Source organism: Streptomyces sp. NPDC088157 (genome assembly GCF_044741545.1).
Classification (GTDB): Bacteria; Actinomycetota; Actinomycetes; order Streptomycetales; family Streptomycetaceae; genus Streptomyces.
The window spans coordinates 210,545-224,600 of sequence record NZ_JBIUSU010000002.1 but is presented as its reverse complement, the minus strand read 5'-3'; the positions used below and the strand labels follow the sequence as shown (position 1 = coordinate 224,600).

Genomic DNA, 14,056 nt, shown 5'->3' with positions numbered 1-14,056 from the left:
GTCGCTTCACGCGCCCTCGTACCCGCGAGTCACTGATCAGACTGGTGGATCCCGCTACCCAAGGCAACGAGGGGACCCCCCAATGAACGGCTCGCGCATCGCCGCCGTCGGCCACTACCAGCCCGCCAAGGTGCTCACCAACGAGGATCTGGCGGGCCTGGTCGACACCAGTGACGAGTGGATCAGGAGCCGGGTGGGCATCCGCACGCGCCACATCGCGGGCCCCGACGAGCCCGTGGACGAGCTGGCCGCGCACGCCGCCGCCAAGGCGCTCGCGGCGGCCGGTCTCTCGCCGGGCGACATCGACCTGGTGCTGGTCGCCACCTCGACGGCCGTCGACCGTTCGCCGAACATGGCCGCCCGGGTCGCCGCCCGCCTCGGCATCCCGCGGCCGGCCGCGATGGACATCAACGTCGTCTGCGCCGGTTTCACCCACGCGCTGGCCACCGCCGACCACACCGTCCGCGCGGGCGCCGCCACCCGTGCCCTGGTCATCGGTGCCGACAAGATGTCCGAGGTGACCGACTGGACCGACCGCACGACCTGTGTGCTCGTCGGTGACGGCGCGGGCGCCGCCGTGGTCGAGGCCTGTCCCGACGGCACCGAGCCCGGCATCGCGCCGGTGCTGTGGGGTTCGCTGCCCGAGATGGGGCACGCGGTGCGCATCGAGGGGCAGCCGGCGCGGTTCGCGCAGGAGGGGCAGAGCGTCTACCGCTGGGCCACCACCCAGCTGCCGCCGCTGGCGCGGCAGGCCTGCGAGCGGGCCGGCCTCACCCCCGAGGACCTCGCCGCCGTCGTCCTGCACCAGGCGAACCTGCGCATCATCGAACCCCTCGCGCAGAAGATCGGCGCCGTCAACGCGGTGGTCGCGCGTGACGTCACCGAATCGGGTAACACCTCCGCCGCCAGCATCCCCCTCGCCTTCTCCAAGCTCGTCGAGCGGGGCGCCGTCTCCACGGGGGACCCGGTGCTGCTGTTCGGCTTCGGCGGCAACCTGTCGTACGCGGGACAGGTCGTGCGCTGCCCGTGAGCGGATGCGGGGCGCCGCCGGGAGTGCGTTCGTGCGGCGGGGGCGCGTCGTAGTGTGACGCGATCGACTGTCCCGGGCGCTGGCTACCGTGCGCCGTAGACTGTAGACGAAAGACAATCGATACTCGGCTGCAGACGGTCGACCGGCTACGGACAGCCGAATACGTCGATCGACACGTGGCTTTCCGGTTGCAGTTGCCCGGTGTTGCCCAGGAGGGGGACCGACCGATGTTGTCGACAGGACTGCCGCAGGGCGCGGTGCCCAGACTCGAACGGCCCGGCCCGCTGCGCGACCGTGTCTACGAGGCGCTGCTCGAACTCATCACCACCCGCGCCCTCCAGCCCGGCCAGCACCTCGTCGAGAGCGAACTCGCCACCCACCTCGGCGTCTCGCGGCAGCCGGTGCGTGAGGCGCTGCAGCGGCTGAACACCGAGGGCTGGGTGGATCTCAGGCCCGCCCAGGGTGCGTTCGTGCACGAGCCGACCGAGGACGAGGCGGATCAACTCCTCACCGTTCGTACGCTGTTGGAAGCGGAGGCCGCGCGGCTCGCGGCGGCGCACGCGGACAAGGCCGGCATCGAGGCCCTGGACGAGATCGTGGCGCAGGGCATGCTGGCCGTGGCCGGCGACGACGTGGACACCGCGGTCGCCCTGAACGCCCGCTTCCACACGAAGGTCATCGAGCTGGCGGGCAACGTGGTACTCGCCGAACTCGCGGCCCACGTCGATCGCCGGGTGCGCTGGTACTACACGCCGGTCGCCCGGCAGCGCGGCCACCAGTCCTGGATCGAGCACCGCGACCTGATCGCCGCGATCGCCTCCCACGACGAGCAGTTGGCCACCCGGCTGATGCGTGAGCACACCGAGCACACCCGGCGGTCGTATCACGCCCGCCCCAAGTCCTGAGCCACCTCGGGACGTACGTCTCACCGGGCTTCGACCGTCGGCACGCGGCGTGCCCACCGAAGCTCGAGCGTGGTGACCCCCCGGCCGGGACCCTGTGAAGGGCTCCCGGCCCGTTTCGTGTGCCTCGGTTCAGCGCTTTGTCCTGTGAGTGGAGAAAGTTGACGGCAATCCGTGCACAGCTTCTTCCCAGGTTCGGCAGGCGCTGCTACGTTCCCTTCGAAAGCCCGACACCGGTGGCCGAACTGAGGCGGGGAGGGGTTCGTGAGACGCATGACGGCACGACCCGCGAACGCTCATCAGGCCCGCCTGCTCAAGCTGTTGCGGGACGGCGGACCCAACTCCCGTGCCCAACTGGGCGATCAGGTCGACCTGTCGCGGTCCAAGCTGGCCGTGGAGGTGGACCGGCTCCTGGAGACCGGGCTGGTCGTGGCCGACGGACTCGCCGCCTCGCGCGGCGGACGCCGCTCCCACAACGTCCGGCTCAACCCGGGGCTGCGCTTTCTCGGCGTCGACATCGGCGCGACCTCGGTCGACGTCGCGGTCACCAACGCCGAACTGGAGACCCTCGGACACCTCAACCAGCCCCTCGACGTACGTGAGGGACCGGTCGCGGTCTTCGAGCAAGTCCTGTCCATGGCCGCGAAGTTGAGGGCGACGGGACTCGCCGAGGGCTTCGACGGCGCCGGCATCGGCGTACCCGGGCCGGTCCGGTTCCCCGAGGGTGTACCGGTGGCACCGCCGATCATGCCCGGCTGGGACGGCTTCCCCGTGCGGGAGGCGCTCAGCCAGGAGCTCGGCTGCCCGGTGATGGTCGACAACGACGTGAACCTCATGGCGATGGGGGAGCAGCACGCGGGCGTCGCCCGCACCGTCGCCGACTTCCTGTGCGTGAAGATCGGCACCGGTATCGGCTGCGGCATCGTCGTCGGCGGCCATGTCTACCGCGGTACGACCGGCAGTGCGGGCGACATCGGGCACATCCAGGCCGTGCCCGAAGGCCGCCCGTGCGCCTGCGGCAACCGAGGTTGCCTGGAGGCCTACTTCAGTGGCGCGGCCCTGGCCCGTGACGCGCTGGAGGCGGCCCTGCAGGGCCTCTCGGCGGAGCTCGCGGCACGACTGGCGGCCAACGGCGGCCTCACCGCCGTCGATGTCGCCGCCGCGGCCGCCGCGGGAGACGCCACCTCCCTGGAGATGATCCGGGAAGGCGGCAACCGCGTCGGCCAGGTCATCGCCGCACTCGTCTCGTTCTTCAACCCGGGCCTGGTGGTGATCGGCGGCGGGGTGACCGGCCTCGGCCACACCCTGCTCGCCGCGATCCGCACCCAGGTGTACCGCCAGTCGCTTCCGCTCGCGACCGGCAATCTGCCCATCGTCCTGGGGGAGCTGGGCCCCACCGCCGGTGTCATCGGCGCGGCCCGGCTGATCAGCGACCACCTGTTCTCACCCGCGTAGAACCGCTACCCGACACGGTCCCACCAGCACGACGTGCTGCTCTGCCGTGGCCTGCCCCGTCCTGTCCGGCCCCTGTTCCGCCCTACCGCGCCCCACCGCGCCCTGCCCTGCCCTGGAACAACGACATGTTCTGCCCTGACTCCGGCCCGCCCGTCCGCCGAGGGGAACCCACATGGCAACAGAACCACCGCTGCTCAGCATGTCCGGCATCACCAAGTCCTTCCCCGGAGTACGGGCGTTGGACGGCGTCGACCTCGCCGTCCAGGCCGGTGAGGTGCACTGCCTGCTCGGCCAGAACGGTGCCGGGAAGTCCACCCTCATCAAGGTCCTGGCCGGCGCCCACCAGCCCGACGGCGGCGTCATCCGCTGGCAGGGCGACCCCGTCACCCTGCGCTCACCGATCGCCGCCATGCGGCTCGGTATCGCCACCATCTATCAGGAACTCGACCTGGTGGAGCACCTGTCGGTGGCCGAGAACGTCCATCTGGGCCATGAACCCACGGCCGTCGGCTTCGTCGTACGGGGCAAGGTGTCCCGCACCGCAACGGCCGCTCTGCTGAGGAGACTTGGGCACGCGGAGATCGACCCTGCCCGTCTGGTGGGTGAGCTGTCGGCGGCGCAGCAGCAGATCGTGTCCATGGCGCGGGCGCTCTCCCACGACGTACGGCTCATCGTGATGGACGAACCGTCCGCCGCCCTCGACCCGGACGAGGTCGACAACCTGTTCCGTATCGTCGGCGATCTCACCGCCGACGGAGTGGCCGTCGTCTACATCTCGCACCGGCTCGACGAGATCCGCCGCATCGGCGACCGTGTGACCGTACTGAAGGACGGCCGCGCGGTGGCGGGTGGACTGCCCGCGAAGACGACGCCGACCCGCGAGGTCGTCGCGTTGATGACGGGACGCAACGTCGAGTACGTCTTCCCCGAGCGGCCGTCGGGAGACGCGGCCCCGGCCACGGGCGGCGTCGGCGGCGAGGCCGGGACACCGGTGCTGGAAGTGCGGGGGCTCGCCCGGCAGGGTGAGTTCGCCCCCCTCGACCTGATCGTGCGGCCCGGAGAGATCGTCGGACTCGCCGGACTGGTCGGCTCGGGGCGCTCGGAGATCCTGGAGACGATCTACGGAGCGCGCAAACCGAGCGCGGGCCAAGTCCTCGTCGAAGGAAAGCCGTTGCGACCGGGCAGCGTGCGCGCCGCCGTACGGGCCGGGCTCGGGCTCGCACCGGAGGAGCGCAAGGCGCAGGCCCTGCTGATGCTGGAGTCCGTCACCCGGAATGTATCCGTCTCCTCCATGTCCCGTTTCTCGCGCGGAGGTTGGATCGACCGGCGGGCCGAACAGGGGGCGGCGCGGGCGGCGACGCGGGAGCTTTCCCTGCGCCCCGACAATCCGTCCGTTCCCGTGCGCACGCTGTCCGGCGGCAACCAGCAGAAGACCGTCCTGGCCCGCTGGCTGCTGCGGGGCTGCCGGGTTCTGCTCCTCGACGAGCCGACGCGCGGCGTCGACGTCGGTGCCCGCGCCGAACTGTACGCAGTCGTCCGTCGACTGGCTGACGAAGGCCTCGCCGTACTGCTGGTCTCCAGCGAAGTACCCGAGGTCCTCGGCCTCGCCGACCGCGTACTGGTGCTCCGCGAAGGCCACGTCGTCCACACGGCGCCGGCCCGTGAGCTGGATGAACACCGCGTACTCGATCTCGTCATGGAAGGAAGCCCGGCGTCATGACGCAGCCCGTCTCCCCACCGCGGGACAGCACCGACAAGGTGCCGCAGATCCCGCTCCCCGCCTGGCGCACCGTGCTGGTCCGCGCCGACGTCCGCACCCTCTCCCTGCTCGGCGTGCTCGCCGCGCTCATCCTGATCGGCGGCATCACCAGACCGGACGAGTTCCTCGACACCCGCAACCTGCAACTCGTCCTCACCCAGGGGTCGGTGATCGGCGTCGTCACCGTCGGCATGACCTTCGTCATCACCTCCGGGGGCATCGACCTCTCGGTCGGTGCGATCGTCGCGCTGGCGTCGGTGTGGGCGACCACGGTCGCCACCCAGGAATACGGTTTCGTGGGCATTCTCTTCACGGCGATGATCGTCGGAATGGGCTGCGGCCTGGTCAACGGTCTGCTCATCGCGTACGGCGGGATGGTGCCCTTCATCGCGACGCTCGCCATGCTGGCCTCCGCCCGCGGACTGGCACTTCAGATCACGGACGGCCGGACGCAGATCGTGAGCGTGGACGGCGTCCTGGACCTCGGCGAGCGCGACGCATATGTGCTCGGCGTCCCGCCGCTCGTGATCGTCTTCGCGGTCGTGACGGTCATCGGCTGGTTGGTGCTGAATCGCACCACCTTCGGTCGCCGCACGGTGGCCGTCGGCGGCAACGCGGAGGCCGCCCGGCTCGCCGGCATCGACGTAAGACGCCAGCGGCTGTACCTCTACCTGCTGTCCGGCCTGTGCTGCGGCATCGCCGCCTTCCTGCTGATCATCCTGTCCGGGTCGGGCCAGAACACCAACGGCAATCTCTACGAACTCGACGCCATCGCGGCCGCGATCATCGGCGGCACGTTGCTCAGCGGGGGGCGTGGCACCATCACCGGCTCCGTGCTGGGCGTCCTGATCTTCACCACGATCACCAACATCTTCGCCCTGAACAACCTGCAGAGCGACGTCCAGCAGATCGCCAAGGGCGCGATCATCGTCGCCGCCGTGCTGGTCCAGCGCCGTACCGCGAGCACGACCTGAGGAAAGGGTTCACCGCCATGCCAGAGCAGACACCTTTCACGCACCGCTTCACCAGTCGCAGAGGAATGCTCTTCGGAGCCGCCGCCGTCTCGGCCGGCACCCTCCTCGTGGGTTGCACCAGCAACGACTCCAAGGACGAGGAGCCGGCCGCGAACGACCAGCCGGCCGCCGACGACAAGCCCGGCAAGAAGGTCACCATCGGTTTCGCCGGGCCGCAGGCCGACCACGGGTGGCTCAACGCCATCAACGACAACGCCGAGAAGCGCGCGAAGAAGTACTCCGACGTGACGCTGGAGATCACCGAGGGCTCGAACGACACCGCCCAGCAGATCGGCCAGATCGAGACCCTCATCAACAAGAAGGTCGACGTCCTGGTCGTGCTGCCCGCGGACGGCAAGGCCCTCACCCAGGTCGGTCTCAAGGCGATGCGCGCGGGCATCCCCGTCGTCAACCTCGACCGGATCTTCAACACACCTCAGGCGTACCGGTGTTGGGTGGGCGGTGACAACTACGGCATGGGTCTCAACGCCGGTCACTACATCGGGGAGAAACTCAAGGGCAAGTCCGACGCCCGCGTGATCGAACTGGCCGGCCTGGACAACCTGGAGCTCACCAAGCAGCGTACCCAGGGCTTCGACGACGCCCTGAGGAACTACCCCAACGTCAAGAAGGTCGCCCGTCAGGCCGCCGAGTTCACGGTCGAGTCCGGGCAGGCCAAGATGGCACAACTCCTCCAGGCGCAGTCCAGGTTCGACGCCTTGTGGAACCACGACGACGACCAGGGGGTGGGCGCGCTGCGCGCCATCGAGCAGGCCGGACGTGACGACTTCCTCATGGTCGGCGGCGCGGGCGCGCTCGCCGCCTTCCAGGCGATCAAGCAGGACAACGGCGTCCTGAAGGCAACCGTTCTCTATCCGCCGACCATGGCCGCTTCCGCCATCGACCTCGCCCGTGCCCTCGGCCAGGGCAAGGGCATTGGCGGCCTCGCCGAGTACGAGATCCCCGCTTCGATCACCCTCTACTCGGCGGTCGTCGACAAGACCAACGTCGACCAGTACATGTCCACCGGCTTCAAGTAGGGCGCGCGCTGTCCGGGGGGCGTGAGCACGCCACCGGGTTCGTCCACGGCGCACGAGCTGTCGGCCAGGGGCCATTGGATACGGACGTCAGGCGTCAGGCGTCAGGCGACGAGCGACAGGCGGCGGGCGGCGGGCGGCGGGCGACAGGCGGCGGGCGGCCACCGTTTTCCGAAGCTGGGTGCTGCCCGATGGAGGTCGCATCCGCTCATTGGCCGGGAAGGGCCGATCCCTTGGTGGCTTTTTATGGGACTTCCCGGCGGGCGTGCCAGGTTCGAGCCGCTCCCCGCCCGCGCGAACCCGCCCACCGGACCGGATCGGGCCCGTCCACCGGCGCCAGGCTCCCCGGGCGTCCGCTGGTGGCTCGGGGCCGTGCGCCCGAACGGCGTCCCACCCCCCACCGTGCCACGACGACAAGGAGGACAACCGTATGGAACAGCCGCATCAGTCAGCAGGACCGGAGGCCGGCAAGCAGCCGCTCCGGGTGGGGATGATCGGTTACGCGTTCATGGGCGCCGCCCACTCCCAGGGCTGGCGTACCGCGGGACGGGTCTTCGACCTCCCCCGCCGCCCGGTCCTCGCCGTGCTCTGCGGCCGTGACGACTCCGCCGTGCGGGCGGCGGCAGACCGGCACGGCTGGGCGGCGACCGAGACCGACTGGCGTGCTCTGATCGCCCGGGACGACGTCGACCTGGTCGACATCTGCACCCCCGGCGACTCCCACGCCGAGATCGCCGTAGCGGCACTGGCAGCCGGCAAACACGTCCTGTGCGAGAAGCCCCTCGCGAACACCGTCGAAGAGGCCGAGACCATGGCCCGCGCCGCCGAAGCGGCGTACGAGCGCGGCCAGTTGGCGATGGTCGGCTTCAACTACCGCCGGGTCCCCGCCACCGCCCTGGCCCGGCGGATGGTTGCCGAGGGCAGGCTGGGAACGCTGCGGCACGTACGCGTGACGTACCTTCAGGACTGGCTCGTCGACCCGGGGTTCCCGCTGACCTGGCGACTGCGGAGGGAACTGGCCGGCTCCGGTTCGCTCGGCGACCTGGGCGCGCACATCGTCGATCTCGCACAGCACCTGTCGGGGGAGCGGCTGGCGGGCGTCTCCGCGATCACCGAGACCTTTGTACGGCAGCGGCCGCTGCCCGGCGGTCCGACGAGCGGCCTGAGCGCGGCTTCCGCCGGCGGTACCGGCACGGTCACCGTCGACGACGCCGCGCTGTTCACCGGTCGTTTCGCCTCCGGTGCGCTCGCCTCGTTCGAGGCGACCCGGTTCGCCACCGGTCGCAAGAACGCGCTGCGTCTCGAACTCAACGGTGAACGCGGTTCACTGGCCTTCGATCTCGAGCGCCTCAACGAACTCTGGTTCCACGACGGCACCGAACCCGGTACGCACGCCGGCTTCCGCCGCATCCTCGTGACCGAACCCGATCATCCCTACCTGGACGCCTGGTGGCCGCCGGGCCATGGCCTCGGATACGAGCACTCCTTCGTCCATCAGGCCCGTGACCTGGTGCACGCCGTCGCCGAGGGCCGCCGCCCCGAGCCCTCCTTCGCCGACGGACTACAGGTGCAGCGCGTCCTGGCGGCGGTCGAGGAGAGCGCCGAGAAGAACTCCGTCTACACCCCGATCGCCGACTGAGGACCAAGGAGGGCCTGGAGCATGCCGCGTACGTTCACACTCTTCACCGGCCAGTGGGCCGACCTGCCCCTGGAGGAGGTCTGCCGGCTCGCCCGCGACTTCGGCTACGAGGGGCTCGAACTCGCCTGCTGGGGCGACCACTTCGATGTCGACAAGGCGCTCGCGGATCCCGGCTACGTGGAGTCCCGGCACCAACTCCTCGACAAGTACGGCCTGAAGTGCTGGGCCATCTCCAACCATCTGGTGGGGCAGGCCGTCTGCGACGCCATCATCGACGAACGCCACCAGGCCATCCTGCCCGCGCGCATCTGGGGCGACGGTGAGCCGGAGGGCGTCCGGCAGCGAGCCGCCGCCGAGATCGCCGACACCGCGAGGGCCGCGGCCGCCTTCGGCGTCGACACGGTCATCGGCTTCACCGGCTCCGCCATCTGGCATCTGGTTGCCATGTTCCCGCCGGCGCCCGAGTCGATGATCGCGCGCGGCTACGAGGACTTCGCGGAGCGCTGGAACCCCATTCTCGACGTCTTCGACGCGCAGGGCGTGCGGTTCGCGCACGAGGTCCACCCCAGCGAGATCGCCTACGACTACTGGACGACCGTACGCACATTGGACGCGGTCGACCGCCGCCCGGCTTTCGGCCTCAACTTCGACCCCAGCCACTTCGTGTGGCAGGACCTCGACCCGGTCGGCTTCCTGTGGGACTTCCGTGACCGGATCTACCACGTGGACTGCAAGGAGGCCCGCAAGCGCCTCGACGGCCGCAACGGGCGCCTCGGCTCCCATCTGCCCTGGGGTGACCCGCGACGCGGCTGGGACTTCGTCTCCGCCGGTCACGGCGACGTCCCCTGGGAGGACGTCTTCCGCATGCTGCGCTCCATCGACTACCGGGGCCCGATCTCCGTGGAATGGGAGGACGCCGGCATGGACCGGCTCCAGGGCGCCCCCGAGGCCCTGACCCGCCTGCGGGCCTACGACTTCGAGCCGCCGTCGGCCTCCTTCGACGCGGCGTTCGGCAACTGAGCCGACCGAGCCACCGAGCCGACAGCTCCTACCGGGCCTACCGGGCCTACCGGGCCTATCGGTCCGATAGGCCTGTCAGGCCGATCGGGCCCATCAGGCCTACTGACGTGAGCGCGCTCCCCACAGCGCACTCCGACCACCCATCAGGAACCGGGATGACGGCGCATCCCGGCGCTCGCACCCGCCCGTACAACCAGCCCCTTTCTGGAGGCACCCGTGCACGGGAACGACCCCACCACCGGTACCCGTAGAGCCGAGACGCACAGACGAGGTCCTCGGCTGCGCAAAGCCATCGCCCTCCTGAGCGGCGCCCTGCTGGCAGGCGCGTCACTCACCCTCGCCGCACCCCGGGCCGGCGCGGCCGTCGCCGCTCCCGTGGCCGCGGCAGCCGAGGACTTCCAGCAGGTCACCCTCGCCAAGGGGGAGGCCGAGGTCGGCGAGCCCATGTCGCTCGCCGTGCTGCCGGACCGCTCCGTGCTGCACACCTCACGCGACGGTGAACTCCGACTCACCGACGCCGCGGGCAACACGCGGCTGGCGGGCAAGCTCGACGTGTACTCGCACGACGAGGAGGGCCTGCAAGGCATCGGCGTGGACCCGGAGTTCGCGGCCAACCGCTTCATCTACCTGTACTACGCACCGCCGTTGGACACCCCGGCGGGCGACGCCCCCGAGACCGGGACGGCGGCCGACTTCGCTCCCTTCGACGGAGTGAACCGCCTCTCCCGCTTCGTGCTGAAGACGGACGGCACGCTCGACGTCCCGAGCGAGAAGAAGATCCTCGACGTGCCCGCCTCGCGCGGCCTGTGCTGCCATGTCGGCGGAGACATCGACTTCGACGCGGCGGGGAACCTCTACCTGTCCACCGGAGACGACAGCAACCCCTTCCAGTCGGACGGCTTCACGCCCATCGACGGACGCGACGGACGCAATCCCGCGTTCGACGCCCGCCGTTCCGCCGGCAACACCAACGACCTGCGCGGCAAGATCCTGCGCATCAAGGTGAACGGGGACGGTTCGTACGCCGTCCCGGACGGCAACCTGTTCGCGCCCGGCACCGACAGGACGCGCCCCGAGATCTACGCGATGGGTTTCCGCAATCCCTTCCGCTTCAGCGTCGACAAGGCCACGGGCGTTCTCTACGTCGGCGACTACGGCCCCGACGCCGGTGCCGCCGACCCGGCGCGCGGACCGGCCGGGCAGGTGGAGTTCGCGCGTGTCACCGGCCCCGGCAACTTCGGGTGGCCGTTCTGCACGGGAGCCAATGACCCGTATGTCGCATACGATTTCGCGACCGGTGTTTCCGGAGCCCGCTTCGACTGCAACGCCCCGAAGAACACCTCGCCGCACAACACCGGACTTACCGACCTGCCGCCGGCCCAGCCCGCCTGGATCCCGTACAACGGACCGTCGGTGCCCGAGTTCGGCGACGGTTCCGAATCCCCGATGGGCGGCCCCGTCTACCACTACGACGCCTCGCTCGACTCGCCGGTGAAGTTCCCGGAGGCGTACGACGGGAACTTCTTCGCCGGAGAGTTCGGCCGCCGCTGGATCAAGCGGATCGTCGGCGACGCGAACGGGGCCGTGCAGTCGATCAGTTCCGTCCCGTGGACCGGCACCCAGGTGATGGACATGGCGTTCGGTCCAGACGGGGCGCTGTACGTCCTCGACTACGGCACCGCATGGTTCGGCGGTGACGAGCACTCCGGTCTGTACCGCATCGAGAACGCCACCGACGGCCACTCGCCGGTCGCTCAGGCCGCGGCCGACCGCACCTCGGGCCAGGCCCCTCTGAAGGTACGTTTCTCCTCCGCGGGCACCACCGACCAGGACGGCGACGCGCTGACCTACCGCTGGGACTTCGGCGACGGCGGCACCTCGACGGCCGCGGCGCCCACGCACAAGTACAAGAAGAACGGGACGTACACCGCGACCCTGACCGCCGAGGACGGCTCCGGCCGCACCGGCAGCGCCGGGGTGCAGATCGTGGTGGGGAACACGGCCCCGAAGGTGGTGCTGGAGACACCGAAGGACGGGCAGTTGTTCGGTTTCGGTGACGCGATCCCGTTCAAGGTGAAGGTCACCGACCCGGAGGACGGCAAGGCGGTCGACTGCTCCAAGGTCGAGGTCACCTTCATCCTCGGCCACGACAGCCACGGACACCCGGTCACCTCGGCGAACGGGTGCAGCGGCACCCTCCGGACCAGTGCCGACGGCGGCCACGACGAGGACGCCAACATCTTCGGGGTCCTCGACGCCGAGTACACCGACGGCGGAGGCGGCGGCCAGGCCCCGCTGACCTCGCACGACCAGAGCGTCCTCCAGCCGCGCCACCGGCAGGCCGAACACTACGGCGACTCCTCCGGCGTCACGGTCGTCACCAAGGACGTCGCCCACGGCGGCAGGACGGTCGGTGACATCGACAGCGGCGACTGGATCTCCTTCACGCCGTACGCCGTCGGCAACGCCGAGAAGCTCACGGCGCGCGTCTCCTCGGGCGGCGCCGGCGGAACGCTGGAGATCCGCACCGGTTCGCCGACCGGCACCCTGCTGGGCAAGGCCGCCGTCCCGGTGACCGGTGGCTGGGAGAACTTCCAGGACGTCAGCGCCGGCCTGTCCCGCGCGCCGCGCGGCACCACCACGCTCTACCTCGTCTTCAAGGGCGGCTCGGGCGCCCTCTTCGACGTGGACGACTTCACCCTCACCACCGGCTGAGAGGAGGGCACATGATGCGGACAACCGGCCGACTGGCCGCCATCGTTCTCGGCGCGGCGCTGCTCCTCGGCGGCGTCTCGGGCCCGGCCGCCTCGCACTCCGGGGGCAGCGGGCACGCAGACAGCGGGGCAGGGGGCGGCGGGAAACGGGTGCTGGTCTTCTCCAAGACCGCCGGCTTCCGGCACGACTCGATCCCGGACGGCGTCAGGGCGATGCGGGAGCTCGGCGCGACAGGCGGGTTCGGAGTCGACGCCACCGAGGACGCGGCCGCGTTCACACCGGTGAACCTGCGGCGCTACGACGCCGTCGTCTTCCTGTCGACGACCGGAGATGTGCTCGACGCCGCCCAACAGGCCGCCTTCGAGGGCTATGTCCGGCACGGCGGCGGCTACGTCGGGGTCCACGCGGCGGCCGACACCGAGTACGACTGGGCGTTCTACGGCGGCCTCGTCGGTGCCTGGTTCCAGTCGCACCCGGCGATCCAGCCCGCGACGGTCGTCGTCGAGGACCGGGCCCACCCGGCGACCTCGGCTCTCGCCCGCACCTGGAACCGCACCGACGAGTGGTACGACTACCGCTCGAATCCGCGCGAGCGGGCGCACGTCCTGGCCTCGCTCGACGAGGACTCGTACACGGGCGGGACCATGAACGGCGATCACCCGATCGCCTGGTGCCAGAACTATCAGGGCGGTCGGGCCTTCTACACCGGGGGCGGCCACACCAAGGAGTCCTACGCGGATCCGGCATTCCGCACACACCTGCTGGGCGGGATACTGTATGCGGTCGCCGAGGTCCAGGCGGACTGTCGACCGGAGAACGGATACCGTCCGCTCTTCGGCGGCACGAACCTGGAGGGCTGGCAGCAGGCCGGACCAGGCTCTTTCACCCTCTCCGACGACGGCACGCTGACGTCGACGGGCGGTATGGGGCTCCTCTGGTACGCGGGTCGGAGCTTCGGGGCGTACTCCTTGAAACTCGACTGGAAGACCACGGCCGGAGGCCCGGGCGACTCCGGCGACGACAACTCCGGCGTGTTCGTGGGCTTCCCGCCGTCCGATGACCCGTGGTCCGCCGTGAACAACGGCTACGAGATCCAGATCGACGCCACGGACGTCCCCGAGAAGACCACCGGGTCGGTCTACGGCTTCAGGTCCGCGGACCTGAAGAAGCGGGACCGGGCGCTGAACCCGCCGGGGGAGTGGAACACGTTCGAGATCCGGGTGGAGGGCGAACGCCTCCGGGTCTGGCTCAACGGCGTGAAGATCAACGATTTCACCAACACGGATCCGGCCCGGAGTCTGCGCGACGGGCACCTCGGCATGCAGAACCACGGAGCCGACGACCAGGTGTCCTTCCGCGATGTCCGGATCAAGGAACTGCCCCCCGAGGGCGACTGAACGGCGGCGGGCGGGGGACGCCGGACCCCCGCCCGCCGTCACCACCACGTCGACGCCACACGGCGCCGGACTTCCGGCCCTCTTCCACC

10 protein-coding genes are annotated in these 14,056 nt (G+C 70.2%); all 10 read left to right on the top strand.

The genetic code is table 11. The features are described 5' to 3' along the window. The first annotated feature begins 82 nt into the window (after positions 1–82). Positions 83–1,030 carry a beta-ketoacyl-ACP synthase III gene (locus ACIPFH_RS07385; protein WP_356253548.1) on the top strand — a complete coding sequence of 316 codons (948 nt, stop codon included), beginning with the start codon at positions 83–85 and terminating at the stop codon, positions 1,028–1,030. 227 nt (positions 1,031–1,257) lie between these two features. Beyond that, on the top strand, positions 1,258–1,935 hold the full coding sequence (locus tag ACIPFH_RS07380; protein WP_401824085.1) for a GntR family transcriptional regulator: 678 nt from the start codon (positions 1,258–1,260) through the stop codon (positions 1,933–1,935). Positions 1,936–2,205: 270 nt separating this feature from the next. Then, positions 2,206–3,387 (top strand): ROK family protein, encoded by a 1,182-nt coding sequence (locus ACIPFH_RS07375; RefSeq protein ID WP_401824083.1) that lies wholly within the window; start codon positions 2,206–2,208, stop codon positions 3,385–3,387. Between the two features lie 172 nt (positions 3,388–3,559). Continuing rightward, a complete protein-coding gene (locus ACIPFH_RS07370; protein ID WP_401824081.1) occupies positions 3,560–5,107 on the top strand; it encodes a sugar ABC transporter ATP-binding protein in 1,548 nt (515 codons plus the stop codon). Then, positions 5,104–6,120 (top strand): ABC transporter permease, encoded by a 1,017-nt coding sequence (locus tag ACIPFH_RS07365; protein ID WP_401824079.1) that lies wholly within the window; start codon positions 5,104–5,106, stop codon positions 6,118–6,120. The genes ACIPFH_RS07370 and ACIPFH_RS07365 overlap by 4 nt, the downstream gene beginning before the upstream one ends. Positions 6,121–6,137: 17 nt before the next feature. Further along, entirely contained in the window at positions 6,138–7,199 is a 1,062-nt protein-coding gene (locus ACIPFH_RS07360; RefSeq protein ID WP_401824077.1) for a substrate-binding domain-containing protein, read from the top strand. A 427-nt stretch (positions 7,200–7,626) separates the two neighbouring features. Further along, on the top strand, positions 7,627–8,835 hold the full coding sequence (locus ACIPFH_RS07355; protein WP_401824075.1) for a Gfo/Idh/MocA family protein: 1,209 nt from the start codon (positions 7,627–7,629) through the stop codon (positions 8,833–8,835). 21 nt (positions 8,836–8,856) lie between these two features. Next, positions 8,857–9,855 carry a sugar phosphate isomerase/epimerase family protein gene (locus ACIPFH_RS07350; RefSeq protein WP_401824073.1) on the top strand — a complete coding sequence of 333 codons (999 nt, stop codon included), beginning with the start codon at positions 8,857–8,859 and terminating at the stop codon, positions 9,853–9,855. Positions 9,856–10,071: 216 nt separating this feature from the next. After that, positions 10,072–12,570 carry a carbohydrate-binding protein gene (locus tag ACIPFH_RS07345; RefSeq protein WP_401824071.1) on the top strand — a complete coding sequence of 833 codons (2,499 nt, stop codon included), beginning with the start codon at positions 10,072–10,074 and terminating at the stop codon, positions 12,568–12,570. A 14-nt stretch (positions 12,571–12,584) separates the two neighbouring features. Beyond that, on the top strand, positions 12,585–13,967 hold the full coding sequence (locus tag ACIPFH_RS07340) for a ThuA domain-containing protein (RefSeq protein WP_401825090.1): 1,383 nt from the start codon (positions 12,585–12,587) through the stop codon (positions 13,965–13,967). Positions 13,968–14,056: the final 89 nt, after the last annotated feature.